The 16729-nt window shown below is 60.1% G+C and carries 5 protein-coding genes; 3 read left to right on the top strand and 2 right to left on the bottom strand.

What is annotated here, in order from left to right; genetic code table 11:
* Window positions 1–46 precede the first annotated feature (46 nt).
* On the bottom strand, window positions 47–1084 hold the full coding sequence (locus ACR0MP_RS19130) for a zinc-dependent alcohol dehydrogenase family protein (RefSeq protein WP_480887603.1): 1038 nt from the start codon (window positions 1082–1084) through the stop codon (window positions 47–49).
* A gap of 271 nt (window positions 1085–1355) precedes the next feature.
* Between ACR0MP_RS19130 and ACR0MP_RS19125 the strand changes: the two genes are divergently transcribed.
* From ACR0MP_RS19125 to ACR0MP_RS19115, 3 genes are read left to right on the top strand one after another with little or no spacing between them, the layout of a single operon-like run.
* Window positions 1356–6257 carry a beta strand repeat-containing protein gene (locus ACR0MP_RS19125; protein ID WP_480893854.1) on the top strand — a complete coding sequence of 1634 codons (4902 nt, stop codon included), beginning with the start codon at window positions 1356–1358 and terminating at the stop codon, window positions 6255–6257.
* The gene (locus tag ACR0MP_RS19120; protein ID WP_480887585.1) at window positions 6254–14680 is read left to right on the top strand and encodes a hypothetical protein; all 8427 of its coding nucleotides are present in this window, start codon (window positions 6254–6256) and stop codon (window positions 14678–14680) included. The genes ACR0MP_RS19125 and ACR0MP_RS19120 overlap by 4 nt, the downstream gene beginning before the upstream one ends.
* 18 nt (window positions 14681–14698) lie before the next feature.
* The gene (locus ACR0MP_RS19115; protein ID WP_170407630.1) at window positions 14699–15178 is read left to right on the top strand and encodes an invasion associated locus B family protein; all 480 of its coding nucleotides are present in this window, start codon (window positions 14699–14701) and stop codon (window positions 15176–15178) included.
* 173 nt (window positions 15179–15351) lie between these two features.
* On the opposite strand, the gene ACR0MP_RS19110 is transcribed toward ACR0MP_RS19115, so the two are convergent.
* On the bottom strand, window positions 15352–16713 hold the full coding sequence (locus tag ACR0MP_RS19110; protein WP_480760872.1) for an aminotransferase class III-fold pyridoxal phosphate-dependent enzyme: 1362 nt from the start codon (window positions 16711–16713) through the stop codon (window positions 15352–15354).
* Between the last annotated feature and the right edge of the window lie 16 nt (window positions 16714–16729).

Genomic DNA, 16729 nt, shown 5'->3' with positions numbered 1-16729 from the left:
CCGTTTAGTGGCGCCATTTTCGCACGGGGCGGATCCAGTTTGTGACTCAGAACCTTGTGATGACCGTCGCACCGATTGAGGTAAACTTATCCATCCCTATCAAGGCCTTGGGTGCGTCTTCCAGGCTGATTTTTTCCCCCACCAATCGCGCCGGATCCAACTTGCCATTTTTAATCATGTCGAGCATCGCGCCATAGCGATGCGCCTGCATCCCGTGCGAACCAAGCAATTCGATCTCTTGTCCTACGATCTTTGGCATGGGTACTGCTGGCGAAGCGTGATCACCCAGCATCAGACCGACCTGAATGTGCTTGCCGCGCGGACGCAGGCAGAGGATTGAGTTGGTCATAGTGACGGGATGACCCAAAGCGTCGATTGACACATGGGAGCCGCCTTTGGTGATTTCGCGGATCGCTTCGGGAACATCAGCATCTGTACCGTTAATGGTCGCAACTGCACCCAGTTCTTGCGCAAGTTCGAGTCTGGCTTCGTCTAGATCAACCCCGATGACATTGGCCCCGACGGCGGCAGCAATCATAACGGCTGACAGACCGACCCCACCGCAGCCATGTACGGCAACCCATTGACCGGCCGAGACCCTTCCTTGATCGACGATCGCGCGGAATGAAGTGGCAAACCTGCAGCCAAGGCTGGCGGCGGTTGCAAATTCCATGGTTTCAGGCAGCGCGCCCAAATTAAGGTCAGCCTGATGAATTGGCACATATTCCGCGAAACTGCCCCAATGGGTAAAGCCGGGTTGCTCTTGATACAGACAGACTTGCTGATGCCCTGCGTGACATTCGCTGCACGTTCCACAGCCGCAGACGAAAGGCACGGTTACCTTGTCGCCAACTTTCCAGTTCTTTACATCCCGTCCGACGGCTTCGACCACGCCAGCCAACTCATGACCGGGTATGTGAGGCAGCTCGATATCACTGTCATGCCCCATCCACCCGTGCCAATCGCTACGACAAACGCCGGTGGCTTCGACCTTCAGAACAACGCCATGAGTATCGGGTGCAGGGTCGTCGACTGTGACAACCTTGGGGGTTTGTTGGAACTTCTCGAACAGGACAGCCTTCATAGTGTGCTCTTTCATTTTTTTCGAAAAGTTGTGTGAACCTAAACCAACTCAGCCGAACTGATCCAGCCTTAGGGATGAACCCAGGTTGTGGCATTTTAGCACTATTTTAGCCAAATCCAGTTTTAGACAAATTTAAGAAATCCACTCTCCTTAAACTTGCGCATATCTTTCTTTAGGTGGTGATGGGGAAATTCCCAAAAGCAATGTGTTGCTTTTGGGTGCAGCTCTTCTTTGCCTTCTGTGCTGGTGAATTGGGTTGTAGGGTCTCAAGGTGTCAAAGTTTTCAAACCTGCTGTTTGCGCTTTCTATTTTTCTATTTAATTCAACACCTTTGCTTGCCGCGCCGACCGCAGATTCAATTGTTGGAGACACTGTTAACAACCCTGTGACTGGTCTGGATACGACAGTCACCGCACTGATCGTGGATCCCGCTTCAACACCTACAGCCGGGACGACGGCTTTTGTTGAGACGGCGGATGGCTATGTGTTTCTCGTCAAAGATGCCGGCGATACAATTTACAACTCCGACAATCCCCCACTGGCATTTGAGATTGTATCCATAACGGGAACAACGGCTCAGATCAGTAATTCTGGTGCGACCGGAACGGCCAGCTTGTCCACTCAGCTGACCCTGTCTCAGTACAACAGCAACTTCAACAGTTCGGGTACTCCTGGCTCTGTCACCCCGCCGGTGAACGTCTCCGGACCTAACGGTGTGAGCCAGGTCGTTTACGGGCGAGATGGCAGCAATGGGCGCGATGGTGCGCTTGTTGTGCCACCAAGTTCAGGTGGAAACGGTGCCGATGGCCCAACCCAGACACAAACCCTGAGCGGGAATGTCAACGCAACCAGCAATGTTGGTTGGCAAGTGGGTAGCGTTGGCGGTGACGGTGGTCAGGGCGGCGACTCGTATCTGAGCTTTTGGGACGGGCGCGATGGCGGCGACGGCGGGGAAGGCGGCACGGTAAACGCAACACAATCCTCCAGCAGCACGATCCAGACATCGGGCGACGGCTATGACGGTATATTTGCGTTCAGCCGCAGCGGCGAGGCTGGTGATGGTGGCAGCGGCTTCGCGGCTCCGGGTGGGGGCACCGGTGGCCACTCGGCAGATGGTGGCGATGTAACCGTTACGCAGCGGGGTGACATTTCTACGTCCGGCGACTCGGCTGATGGCATCTATGCACTGAGCGTTTCGAACAACGGCGGTAATGGTGGCTCACAATGGGGGCTGGTTGGCTCGTCCGGTAACGGAGGCTATGGCGGTAGCGGTGGCACCGTAACGGTAAACACGACCTCAAGCGGTAGCATCTTGACGACCGGCGACTATGCGAACGGGATTTACGCCCAATCCATCGGCGGTTCGGGGGGGTCAGCGGGGACAAGTGGCAACTTGTTGGTTTCGCTCATTGGCGGGGCCGATAATGGCGGAAATGGAGGCAGGGTTAACGTCTCGCATAGTGGCGCGATTGAAACACAAGGTGATTTCGCGCGCGGTATCGTTGCCCAGTCCATCGGTGGCGGCGGTGGTTCGGGCGGAACTGCAGGCGGCCTGGTATCACTTTCTCTTGGTGGCGTGGGCTCGAACGGCGGTAGCGGGGACGCGGTGAATGTCACTGTGCAAGGTTCGGGAAGCATCCTGACTTCGGGCATTGGGGCTGACGGCGTCATGGCGCAATCCATCGGCGGCAGCGGCGGAACCGGTGCAAATTCATATGGGCTTGTTGCGATTGGTGGCACAGGATCTCGGGGCGGAACGGGCGCTGCGGTGAGCGTCAGCAACTACGGGCGTATTGTAACCGAAGACGACAACGCCCGCGGGATTATCGCGCAATCCATCGGCGGCGGTGGCGGTGACGGCGGCTCGTCCGGTGGAATGGTCTCGGTCGGTGGCAATGGCAGCGGCGGTGGCAGCGGGTCCACTGTGACGATCGTGAATGACGGGATCATCACCACCTCGGGTGATGATGCGATGGGTATTCTGGCCCAGTCGATTGGTGGCGGTGGCGGCAATGGTGGTTCGTCCGGTTCGGTAGGTGCGTTTGTCGGGGTAGCCATCGGTGGTGATGGCGGGGCCGGAGGGACCGGTGGCAATGTCAACGTAACCTTATCCAACACCGATGGCAGCCAGCCGTCGGCTATCCGGACTTCGGGCGCGCGCTCGGCAGGTGTATTTGCACAATCCGTCGGCGGCGGTGGCGGCAACGGTGGCGGAGCGGTCTCGGTTGCGGTTGGCGCATTTGGCGCGGCATCGGTCTCGGTTGGTGGGTCCGCTGGCAATGGTGGCAACGGTGGGACGGTCACGCTTAGCGGTAGCGGTTCAGCTTCGGTGCAGACCGGAGGCGACGACTCGGTTGGGGTGATGCTGCAATCTGTTGGCGGTGGCGGCGGCAATGGTGGCTATGCGGTATCTGTCGCAGCCTCTGGAGGTCAGGTATCGGGTTCGCTGGCTGTTGGGGTTGGCGGTGACGGAGGTACGGGCGGCACGGGTGGTCCGGTCACGGTTGGCCAGTTCGATGGTAGCGGCGTCGCAACGGCAGCTGGGTTTGAAGGCACTGTCGTCACGACCGGAAACCGATCGACAGGCATGCTGTTCCAGTCCGTCGGCGGGGGTGGTGGCAATGGTGGTTTGGCGGTCGCTGCGACCGGTGGCGCCTCGGCTCTGTTTTCGGGCAACGTATCAGTTGGAATTGGCGGCAAGGCCGGCAGTGCGGGCAATGGTGGACTTGTTCAGGTCTATACCAATGCTGACGTGACCACGACTGGCACAAGCTCCAGCGCGATCATCGCCCAATCCGTGGGTGGCGGTGGCGGTAATGGTGGTGGAAGCATCGCGGCCGGTATCAGCGCAAGCGGAGGCGCTGCGGTCGGGATCAACGTCGGTGTCGGCGGAGATGGTGGTGGTGCCGGTATCGGTGGCAACGTCACTTTGCGTGCCGGTGGGACCTCAATCGAAACCAGTGGCGCATTCTCCAGCGGTGTCGTTGCGCAATCCGTTGGCGGCGGCGGTGGTAATGGTGGTTATGCCATCGGTGCCAGTGCCGATATTGCGGGCGGCGCTGCCGGGTCCATCAGTGTAGGCCTCGGCGGTAAAGCTGGCGGTGGAGGTGCGGGCGGTACAGTGACGGCCCAAGTTGATGCGGATGTCACAACCCGTGGGGACGATGCCGGTGCGGTCGTGGTGCAATCCATCGGCGGTGGCGGTGGCAATGGCGGCTTCAGCGTCGCTGCTGGCTTGGCGGCCGGCGGTGGCGGTGCCGGAACGATTGGAGTCGGACTTGGCGGCGACGGAGGCAGCGGCGGCATAGGCGGTACGGTAACCGGCGTGCGCGTCAACGGCGACGTTCGGACCGAAGGTGCACGCTCGACGGCTGTCGTTATTCAATCCATCGGCGGTGGCGGTGGTAATGGTGGTTTCAATGTCACTGCCGGAGTGGCAGCGGCAGGAGCCGGTGCTGGGTCAATTGGCGTCGGGCTCGGCGGCAACGGCGATACAGGCGGCAATGGCGGCGTGGTTGAAGGCCAGGTTGCAGGAAACGTCACAACAGTGTCCGAAGGTTCAGGCGGCGTAGTTTTCCAATCCATCGGCGGCGGTGGTGGCAATGGTGGCTTCAACGTGACGGCCGGTGTTGCTGGTGCGGGGGCAGGTGGCGGTGCCGTCACCGTAGGCCTTGGTGGCGACGGCTCAGGAGGTGGAATCGGTCAATCGGTGACCGGTCGAGTCACAGGCACCGTAAGCACCGGTGGCGCGGACTCAACTGCCGTTCTGGCACAGTCCGTTGGCGGCGGCGGTGGCAATGGTGCTTTTAATGTTAGCGCGTCACTTGCAGGGGCTGGGGTTGCGAGCGGTGCAGTTTCAGTTGGCCTTGGCGGCGACGCAGGTACGGGCTCGACGGGTGGCACAGTCAATCTGACGACTACAAATACTATTGTAACTGTCGGGGACCGTTCTTCAGGCGTCGTCGCCCAATCCATCGGCGGTGGTGGCGGCAATGGTGGGTTTAATATCTCGGGGACCGGGGCCGGTGCAGGTACTGCAAGCGGTGCGGTCAGCGTCGGGCTTGGTGGAACGGGCGCAGGTGGCGGTAATGGCGGGTCGGTTACGCTAAGATCCAGTGGGACAATTCTGACGCAAGGCGACTCGGCGACAGCATTCCTCGCGCAGTCCATCGGCGGTGGCGGAGGTAACGGCGGGTTTAACGTCAGCGCATCGGTTCAGGGATCGGGCACTGCAGGGGCTGGCGTCTCGGTCGGATTGGGTGGCAACGGCGGCGGTGGAGGCGATGGCAGCACGGTCGATGCCACATCGAACAATGCGGTTGAAACGCGGGGGGATCAGTCCTCGGGCGTCGTAGCGCAATCCATCGGTGGCGGAGGCGGCAATGGTGGGTTCAACGTAGCCCCGGTTCTGTCGGGTGCAGGTACAGCCAGTGGTGCGGTGAGTGTAGGACTGGGTGGTTCAGGTGATACCGGCGGCAATGGCGGCATTGTCACGCTGACCTCGAATGGCACCATCCTGACGGATGGCTTCGCCTCAAGCGGGTTTGTTGCGCAGTCGCTTGGCGGTGGCGGTGGTAACGGCGGGTTCAATGTCTCGCCCACCGTGTCCGGGGCTGGAACGGGTGCGGGATCGGTTTCGGTTGGTCTGGGCGGCTCAGGGTCCGCCGGGGGTGACGGCAGTTTGGTGACGGCCAGCACAACAGCTAACGTGGTGACCCGAGGGGATGCTTCGGTGGGTATACTCGCGCAGTCCGTTGGTGGCGGCGGTGGTAATGGTGGCTTCAATGTCTCACCGGCTTTGGCTGGGGCCGGCACCGGATCGGGCGCGATCAGCGTTGGCCTGGGTGGGTCCGGTGGCAGTGGCGGCACGGGGGGTGTTGTTGGCCTGACGGTTGCCAATAGTGTTCAAACCGAAGGTGCGCAATCCAGCGCAGTTGTGGCGCAATCAATCGGCGGCGGCGGCGGCAATGGCGGGTTCAACGTTTCTGCTTCCATCGGTGGCGCAGGTACGGGTTCTGGCGCTGCGGCAGTTGGCTTGGGCGGTCGTGGAACTGGCGGCGGTGACGCCTCGGCGGTCACGGCGAATGTAACCGGGAATCTGATCACGCAAGGTGAAACCTCCAGCGGTCTCTTGGCACAATCTGTCGGCGGTGGCGGCGGTATGGTGGCATGAACGTCTCGGTCGCAGTGGCCGCGGCGGGCACCGGATCAGGTGGCGCGTCAGTAGGCCTTGGCGGCGCGTCCGGCACCGGCGGCAACGGAGGCACAGTTGAAGCCACATTGAACGGAAACGTCTCGACACAAGGCGATGAATCCGGCGGGGTGATCGTGCAAAGCCTTGGCGGCGGTGGGGGCAATGGAGGCATGAATGTTTCCGCCACAGTCACTGTCGCAGGAACCGGCAGCGGTGGTGCGTCTGTTGGTCTTGGTGGCAGCGGTGGTGACGGGGGCGACGCGGATACGGCCGAAGGCACGGTCGTTGGCAATGTTACCACTACCGGTGACAATTCTGGCGGCGTCTTGGTGCAATCTGCTGCGGGTGGCGGCGGCAATGGCGGGCTGAACGTATCAGCAGCCGTGAACATCTCGGGGACCGGGGGCGGCGCCGTCGGGGTTGGCATCGGTGGCTCGGGTGGAGATGGCGGTGCTTCGAGCTCGGCGACGGGATCGGTCACCGGCGATGTCACTACAAGTGGTGAGAATGCGACGGGCATTCTGGTCCAATCCGTTGGAGGTGGCGGTGGTAATGGCGGCGTCAACATCTCGGGCGCTCTGAGCATCGCACGCACTGGATCGGGTGCGGCAGGTATCGGCGTGGGCGGCTTCGGCGGCAGTGGCGGGACCAGCGGGGTAGTCGACAACACGTTCTCGGGCAATGTGAGCACCTCGGGTCCGCGGTCGGCAGGTATTATCGCACAAAGCCTTGGCGGAGGTGGCGGCAATGGCGCCACAAACATTTCCGGGGCCATTTCTGTAGCCAGCAACTATTCCGGCGGTTTGGGGATCGGCGTCGGCGGCTTTGGCGGGGACGGTGGTGCGGCAGATAACGTCACGCAGCGGGTCACCGGAGATGTCATGACAACCGGTGATGACTCGGTCGGCATTCTGACGCAAAGCCTCGGCGGCGGTGGTGGCAACGGCGGCACCAACATCTCGGCAGCGTTGTCTCTGTCCCGATCAGCCAATGCGGCGGTCGGCATCGGTGTGGGCGGTTTTGGCGGCGGCGGCGCTGATGCCGGAGCGTTGGTGCAATCGACAATCACCGGTGGAGTAACCACAACAGGTGATCGCAGCACCGGGATCCTGACACAGAGCCTTGGCGGCGGTGGTGGCAACGGCGGCACTAATATCTCGGCCTCGTTGGGTATCAGCCAGGAAAATGGCGGCTCGGTCAGTCTGGGCGTTGGCGGCTTCGGTGGCGGGGCGGGTAACGCTGGTGAAGTGAACAGCACGTTGCGCTCAAGAACGGACAGCAGTGGCACAACTTCGGTGGTAACCACTGGCGTAGACAGTATTGGTGTCATGGCCCAGTCGGTCGGCGGCGGCGGCGGTAACGGCGGTCTGAACGTTTCTGGCGCTGTCAATCTCACCGGCAAATCCGGTGCAGCGGTTGCCCTGGGACTTGGTGGCTTTGGTGGCGGTGGTGGCAATGCCGATGCGGTCACGTTGGATGTTCAAAGCGATGTAGTGACGGCGGGTGACGGATCGCATGGTCTGTTTGCGCAAAGCCTTGGTGGCGGTGGCGGCACCGGGGGCGTGAATATTTCGGGCACTCTGGCGCTGACCAAACCATCGGGATCGGACACGATCTTTTCGGTTTCAGCGGGTGTTGGCGGCTTTGGCGGGGCTGGCGGTGACGCAAGTGACGTCGATCTGGACTATACCGGCAATGTGCAGGCCGTTCCGATGGTCGAGCAACCGGATGGAACATTCGCTGTTGATGAAAGCAAAGGAGCCAGTGGCATCATTGCTCAGTCGCTTGGCGGCGGCGGCGGTGAAGGTGGTACGAACGTCTCGGGCGGCCTCGCGATCAGCGGCAAACCCGGCGCAGGCCAGACAGATAGCAGCAAATCCTACGCGGTTGTCGTGGGCGTCGGGGGCTTTGGTGGCGGCGGTGGAGACGCCGGAAATGTCGATGTGAACATTGGCGCAGGCAGTACGATCACAGCTCACGGCACTGGCCAATCCGGCCTGCTGGCCCAATCCGTTGGCGGCGGCGGTGGCAACGGTGGTCTGAATGTGTCAGGCGGAATCGTATCCGACAGCTCTCTGATCGTGGGCGTCGGTGGTTTCGCAGGCGATGGCGGCCAGGCCGGAGACGTCACGGTCACCTCGCAAGCGGATATTACGGTTACAACGAACCCGGACGATATATCGATCCCCAACACAACGACGTTCGAAGACAAACTGCGTGATTTCCTGGGCGACTCAATCGTAGATGAGACCGAGGAATTGGCGTCGAACTTCGGGTTGGAACGCCTGTTCATCGACATGGGTGTCTTCAACGAAGAAAAGCCGGATACTGACGGTTCGGCGGGTCTACTGGCGCAGTCCATCGGCGGCGGCGGCGGCAATGGCGGTCTGAATGTCTCGGGTGGAATTGCGCTCAGCAAAGATGGCAAGATCCCTTCGGTTACGTTTGGCGTCGGAGGCTTTGGCGGTGACGGCAATGTCTCGGGCAATGTGGGCGTCAATCACGCGGGAACTGTGTCAGTCGCCGGCAACTGGAAACATGGAGTTTTGGCCCAGTCGATCGCAGGCGGCGGTGGCAACGGTGCTTTGAACGTGACCGGGCAGCTGAACTATGGCGACTCCAACAACTCGGACGGCAAAACGGATCTGAGCATTGTGGGCGGCCTTGGCGGCCACGGAGGTACTGGTGCGGATGCGGGTGACGTGTCGGTCACTCAGACCGGCAACATCGCAACAAATGGCTATCACGCGCGCGGAATCTTTGCCCAGAGCATCGGCGGCGGCGGTGGCACTGGCGGCATTAATGCGACCTTTGTTGGTACCAAGGACAGCTCACCCATCGCGATGGGGATCGGCGGCTTTGGCGGCGGTGGCGGCGATGCGGGTGACGTGACCGTCGCGCGTGGCACAGCGGCCCTTGCTGCGGGGACAATCACGACCGATGGCGTTGGATCGCACGGTATCGAGGCGTCGAGCATTGGCGGCGGCGGTGGCGATGCCGGGATCAACGCAGTTGTGGGTATCAGCAAGACCACCGGCAATCAAAGTAACGGCGGCACCGGCGATTCCACGGATCGCAAGACACCGACCAATACCGGCGTCGATGACTCGGTCATCGCCAACTACAACGCGGTTTTGGATGAGCTTGAAGGCAAGGTGAACCCTGCAGATTCCTCGGGCAACAAAACCGGAGTTTCGGCGGTGGTTGCCATCGGTGGCGATGCAGGTACGGCAGGGGACGGTGGCGAGGTCGATGTTGACCACTATGGTGATATCGTCACCTTGCAAGATGGCAGCCACGGTTTGTTTGGGCAATCCATCGGCGGTGGCGGCGGCAACGCCGCCTTGAACCTCGGCATGACCTATGAGCTTGCCTCCGACGCGACCAACAAAGGCTTTGGCTTGGCTATTGGCGGCGGCACGGGTGAGGGCGGAATCGGTGGTTCGGTGGATGTGCGCAATACAGGCGACATCACGACCTCGGGCGCGGACTCTCATGGTCTCTTTGCGCAGTCCGTTGGCGGCGGCGGCGGCAATGCTGGCTACAATTCGGCATCGACGTCGGTCGATGGCGGCAATGTAAACATCCAGATCGGCCGCACGGGTGGAACCGGGGGCAGCGGTGGGGACGTCTATGCCAGCTCGAACGGCGCGATCAGCACGACGGGCAACCGGTCTTATGGCTTCTTTGCACAGTCCATCGGCAATGGCGGGGGTAACTCGTCATCAACTTCGGTCAGCATCGGCACCCCGAAATCCGGCGACAGCAAAGGCAACAAAGCCAGCCTGTCAGTCGGGCTTGAAGGCGGTACGGGTGGCGCAGCAGGCGATGTGACTTCTGTGGTGGCGGGCACTGTTGTCACGCAGGGCGATGACGCACATGGCGTATTTGCGCAGTCAGTTGGCGGCGGCGGCGGCAATGGTGGCAAGGCCAGCAACTCGGCTGGCAAGGGCACTTCAATTGCCTTGTCCATCGGTGGCACTGGTGGCACCGGAGGCGTTGGTGGCACGGTGGACGTGACCAACACTGCCCAGATCGCAACGTTCGGAGATCGTTCGATTGGGCTGATGGCGCAATCCATCGGTGGCGCAGGCGGAACTGGCGGCATGGTACAGGCCGGACAATCGAACCTCGATACCATCAAAGCTGTGGTCAACCCGTCCCCAGTCGGCACCACAGCATCGATCAACATAGGCGGTACAGGTGGGGACGGTATGACCTCGGACATCGTGACCGTTGTGAGCGACGGAATAATCAGCACAGCAGGCACCATGGCCCATGGTATCTTTGCGCAGTCCGTCGGAGGCGGCGGCGGCATGGGTGGTGTCGTGGAAAACCGCATCATCAGCCTTCGTAAAGAGATTGGAAACACCGCGACCTTGTCCATCGGCGGCAACGGCGGCTCGGGTGCGATGTCGGCGGCGGTATCTGTGACCAACCGGGACGTGATCCTAACCACGGGCGACAAGTCGGTGGGTATCTACGCGCAATCGGTCGGCGGTGGCGGTGGTGATGCACAGCAAGTTCGAAACATTATTCTGGGCCGGTCCTCGGAGGGGTCTACGACAAACGCGATCCTTATTGGTGGCACCGGCGGCACCGGTGGTTCTGGCAGTACAACCACTGTTGTGAACGAAGCCGATGGTACGATCGTGACCAGCGGAGCCGAAAGCCACGGTATCTTCGCGCAGTCTGTCGGCGGTGGCGGCGGCAATGGCGGATCGACAATCTCGGTTGATGGTCGCTATGGCGGGGCCGAGGCGAGCACTCGGCGGGCGTTGCAGTTTGGCCTGGGTGGCTCGGGTGGTTCCGGTGGAACCGGAGGCAACGTGGCCGTCACAAATGCGGGCACGATCATCACCATTGGTGCAGGTGCGCATGGCATCTTTGCTCAATCCGTTGGCGGCGGCGGCGGCAATGGTGGGAGTTCGATTACTGGGACGCTGCGGCTAAAGACTGGGGACAACAGCTCTCCGACCGCGCAGTTGAACATCGGTGGTTCGGGTGGCAGTGGCAATGCTGCCGGAAACTCGGTTGTCACCAATACCGGCGACATCCGCGTTGATGGCGAAGGGGCCTACGGTATCTTCGCGCAATCCGTTGGTGGGGGCGGCGGTAACGGTGGTTTGGCCGTCGCGATGGATGTGAACGACCTCAAAAACACCATGACCGGCCAGTCATACTCGAAGATCGCCATTGGCGGTTCTGGTGGCGACGGTGCGGATGGTGGAGATGTCACGGTCAACCATACCGGTACGATTGTCGTGAACGCTGAAAACGGGTTCGGTATCTATGCCCAATCCGTAGGTGGCGGCGGCGGTAATGCGGGATATTCGGTATCGTCGCCCTTGGTCTCGGCGCTGGACTACACGATCTCTCATGTGTTGGGCGCGCGAGAAGGGACCACCGGATCGGTGGGAACCGCGACTGTCAATTCAACCGGTGACATTCTGGTGAATGGTGCAGGCAGCGAGGCCATCTTCGCACAATCCGTCAATGGCGGCGGCGGCAACTCCGAAACATCGGTCGACTTTACGACCGCGACGGCAAGCGCGGGTGGAACCGGCACTGTTTATATCAGTGACATCTCGCTGGGCGGTGATGATGTTTCGGGCACGGCGGGCAGCCAGGTTGCCCAGTCGCACGTCGGTAACATAGCGACCACCAGTGACCGCTCGACAGGTCTGATGCTGCAGAGTGTTGGCGGCGGTGGTGGCACATCGGCCAACAACATCAGCCTTCAGGATGGCGACGGTATCGAGATTGATGCGCGCCTGGGCGCGATTGATACGAATGATGCAGCAGGTGGCGATGTGTTCGGCAGCCGGACTGGCGATGTCGGCACTGATGGTGCGTTTTCCTCGGCAGGTACGGCGCAATCTATTGGCGGCGGCGGCGGTAAGCTGGTGCTCAACAGCACGGGCCCGGCTGATACCAACAGGTTTGCTTCGGTAATCCTGGGGTCCGATCCAAGCTTCCGCAACAGTGGCGGTGATATCGATCTTGATCTGAATGGAGGTGTCTTCACCAGCGGTGACCGGTCCTTTGGCCAAAGCGTTCAAAGCATCGGCGCGGGTGGTGGTGAAGCTGTCGTTGCTGGTCTTGGAGGCGTCGATGTGACCCTCGGGGCTCAGGACGATTCAACTGGAGATGGCGGCAACGTCGATTTCACCAATACCGGTGACGTAAACACAAGTGGTACCGGATCGCATGCGTTCGTGATCCAGAGCATCGGCGGCGGCGGTGGTCTTGTCACGACAGACCTGGACCCCAGCCAGGTGACCGTAAATCTGTCAGCAGCGAATGGCGGGGACGGCGGGGACATTCTGTTCTTGCAAACTGGTAACACGGTCACCAGTGGAGAGAAGGCGATCGGTGTCGCCGCGCAGTCGTTGGGTGGCGGCGGCGGCATCGTCGATTCCATATTCCGGGGTGCTGCAGGTGGCGCCGGGTCGGGCGGTGCTATCGACATGACCCTGACCGGCAATGTCTTGTCGGTCGGCGACGGTGGCATTGGTGTCTTTGCACAATCCGAAGGCCGTGACGGTGCAGACGCCATTATGCTTGGGTTCGATGGTGTTGTCATGGGCGGCACCGGGCAAGCGAACTCGGTTGCCTCGATCATTGTCGAAGGAGGTACCGACAACACGCTGACCCTATCAGAAGACACGGTGCTGATCGCGGGCAATAACCAACTGGTGAACGGCGGCGATGGCAATGAACAAATCACGCTGTCCGGACGCGCGCTTGGGAACCTGAACCTTGGTGACGGGACGAATGGCCTGACCGTGGAAGATGGTGCAACCTTCTATGCATTGGATACCGTGAATCTGGGCGACGCCGGGCTCATGCAGGTGGATGGCAACTTGGTTCTGGGCGCAAATTGGGGCGTCGACGGAGGCCTGACGGCTTCTGTTCAAGCGGATGATTTTTCCTTCACCGAAAATGTCAGCCAGACCACGAACGTGACCGGAAGTCTGGCCTTTGGCGGCACTGCGACTTCAACGTTCGACGTGTATTTCCGAACCACTGGCATATCGGGTGGAGACAGCGATCTGATCAATGTCACCGGGGATGCCACCATTGGTGGTACATTGGTGCCGCGGTTGAACACGCTCGAACGCGCATTGCCGCTTGTCATCATCAATCCCGATGGAACGGCCGCAGATGCTGGCACGACCATCCAGGACACTGTGGTTCTTGATTACTCCATTGGTTTGAACGGGGCGACGTCGGACGGCAGTTCGATCGATCTGGTGATCACACCAGACTATTCGACGCCTAGGATGAACTCCAACCAGACCGCGATCGGTGACTATATCAATGATGTCCTGAACGGGCGGGGAACGTCCGAACAGGGCGAGCTTTTGGCGCTGATCGGGAACATGCAATCCGAGGCCGATGTGATCGCGGCCATTGAGAGCTTGTCGACAGCGGACTACGCCGCAGATGCGGTGGATGCGTATTTTGGCACGCGGGTATTCGCGGATACGCTGCAAAACTGCGAACGCTACACCAATTATCAAGCCGGGGATGATCCGCGTAACTGTATCTGGTTTACCGGCGGCCGCTATTTCTTCGACCGCGAGCAGACCGGGATTTACAACGATCTGAACGTCAATAACACCAATTGGTCGGCGGGTGTCCGTCTACCGGTGGGGGATGAGTTGTATGCAGGGTTTGCCCTGGGCTACGACCAGATCAGCCTGCAGAACGGATCGCAATACAATGCATCTGGCGATCGGTTCAATCTGGGTGCATCGCTGACCAAATACACAGGCGCGTGGGAGTTTGCGGCCATGCTGTCGGCAGGTTGGTCAAACTACGATACAAGCCGTGCAGGTGGGATCCGGGGCGTTTTGCCCAATGGCACAATTGTGGACACCGTTGGTGTCAGCGAGATCAAGCACAAGATGAACCACCAGAACCTGCGGCTCAGCCTGGCGTATGATCAAAGACTTGGCGCTGGTGGAGCGTACCTGCGCCCCGAACTGGCCATCGATGCGACGCGGTTGGCGACGGAAAGCAATGGCGATGCCACTTTGTCAGGTATCGTCTTGCAGGACGACAACGAGATGATCTATTCGCTGACGCCGTCGATTGAGATCGGGACCGAGCAGATCCTGAGCGCCTCGCAGAAACTGCGTGCGAGCCTGCGCGCCGGTGCCATCCTCTCGTCTGACGACACGGTGTCGGTAACCGCTGGCTTCAGTGGGGCCAGCGCCGCCGACGGAGGGTTCGTGAATACCAGCTATATCGGTGACGCCCACGGCGTCGTGTCCGCGCGGTTGGGATTGTTTGCTTTGGATGACAGCAGCTTTATCAACCTGAGCCTGGACCATATGTTTGGAGACTCAACCGAAGCCCTGCAGGTTGGCATTGGCCTTGGGATACAACTCTAGTTTATGAGGAACAGCAGTATGAAAACTTGGATCTACGCTTTGGTGGCGTCGTTCGGTTTGACAACTCAACTTGGCGCACAGGAAAACGAAGCGCCATTGTGGTCGGTCAACTGCAGCAATCAGGTCAACGGAACTGAATTGATTTGTGAAATGACCCAGACCATTATCTTAACCGAGAACAATCAAAGGCTTGCCTCGATTGCGTTCGTCAAACCTGCCGGCAGAGACGAGATCGAAGCGGTGCTGACACTGCCATTTGGCCTGCTGTTCTCTGAAGGGCTGATTGCTAAAGTGGATGATGCCGAGATCGCGCGGCTGGATTTTCTAACCTGCGAAGCACAGGGTTGTTTTGCCCGTTCTCCTGTTTCTCAGGACTGGATGTCAAAGATGCGCGCTGGCAATCTGTTGAGTATTGAAAGCGTAAACCGGGTCGGCGATCCGATTTCCTTTGGTTTCGATCTGGCGGGATTTAGCAGAATATCCGATATGCTGCCGTGATTGCCTGGCCTTCCTTCCAGAAGGCCGCACAGGCCTTCTTGGTTAGCAACGCGTAGAAGGGTCTGACCAGAGCGTTCATTTTGTGATTGCACTCGCAACGAGCGGAGGCTGCGGCGTAGGGCTATGTGATGGCTTTGGATTTCCGAGATGCGAGCGTTCGCGCCGACTAGTTCTCAGAGACACTCCCGGTCGGCGATGTCGAGGGTGCGGTCCAGAATCGCCAGCCCTGTAATCAGGTCGTCTTCACTGATGTTGAGCGGTGGGGTCAGGCGGATCACGTTCGAGAAGAATGACAGGTAGAGGCCTTCGTTCATCGCAAAGCTCATCATCTCGCTCATGGGTCTGGCGTCTTCGCCTTTGGCGGCAAATGGCACCAGCGGTTCGCGAGTGTCGCGGTTCTTGACCAGTTCGATGCCGTTGAACATGCCCTTGCCGCGAATATCCCCGATCGAGGGGTGTTTCTTTGCCAGCTTGCGCAGCTCTGCGCGCATCTTTTCACCCATCGCAGTGGCATGGTCCAGCGTGCCTTCTTCCTGCATGGCACGGATCGCGGCGACGCCTGAGGCGCAGGCAAGGGGATGGCCAGCATAGGTCAGACCCCCGGGTAGCGGGGTGTCGCGCAGCCAATCATGCAATTCGGTACTGACGGACATTGTGCCAAGCGGGACGTAGCCCGAGTTAATGCCTTTGGCCGAGGTGATGATGTCCGGTTGAACACCCCAGTGATCCACAGCGAACCATTTCCCGGTCCGGCCAAACCCGGCCATGACCTCATCCGCGATCAGTAGGATGCCATATTTCTCGCAGGTTGCCTTAATAGATTGCAGATATCCGTTGGGTGGCACGATGATCCCGTTTGTGCCGACAATAGGTTCCAGAATGACAGCGGCCACGGTGTTGGGGTTTTCATACATCAGGATTTCTTCCAGATGCGGCCCGCCTTGGGCGACCGGGCACTGGGCCGGGTCTTTGTGGCCTGTTGGTAACCGATAGACGTAAGGATCAAGCATCCGCACGATGCCCGGCATATCGGCGCGGGTCAGATGGTGGCGCGGGTCGCCAGTCAGCGATAGCGTGCCACCGGTTGCCCCGTGGTAGGAACGGTAGCGGGCAATGATCTTTGTCCGACCGGTGTAATGCCGCGCCAAACGGATCGCGGTTTCATTGGCGGCGGACCCTCCTGTTGTAAAAAAGGTTGATGAGATGTTGGCAGGTGTGATCTCGGTCATGATTGCCGCGAGTTCTGATCGAACATCCGAGCCCATGGCCGGGCCGATATAACAAAGCTTGTCCGCCTGATCCTTAATCGCTTGTACGATCTTGGGGTGCTGATGACCCATATTGGCGTTCACCAGCTGGCTTTGAAAATCGAGGTAGCGTTTGCCGTCGCTGTCCCAGAACCAACTGCCCTGAGCACCTGTTATGACGCGCGGGCGGCTGCCCTGCTTTGACCAGCTTTGCAGGTAATGGTCCGCATGCATGTCTTTGACCCACTCGGGATCGTGTGAGGGGTAGGCGTTGCTGAAGTCTTCCATGACAGGCCTCTTGGCG

It is taken from the genome of Ruegeria sp. K3, from assembly GCF_056531845.1.
Note: the sequence above shows the minus strand (reverse complement) of the source record. Positions and strands in the feature narration are given on the sequence as shown.

Coding starts and splice junctions, on each gene's coding strand:
- ACR0MP_RS19130 (WP_480887603.1), bottom strand. CDS start 1,084: ATGAAGGCTGTCCTGTTCGAGAAGTTCCAACAAACCCCCAAGGTTGTC.
- ACR0MP_RS19120 (WP_480887585.1), top strand. CDS start 6,254: ATGAACGTCTCGGTCGCAGTGGCCGCGGCGGGCACCGGATCAGGTGGC.
- ACR0MP_RS19115 (WP_170407630.1), top strand. CDS start 14,699: ATGAAAACTTGGATCTACGCTTTGGTGGCGTCGTTCGGTTTGACAACT.
- ACR0MP_RS19110 (WP_480760872.1), bottom strand. CDS start 16,713: ATGGAAGACTTCAGCAACGCCTACCCCTCACACGATCCCGAGTGGGTC.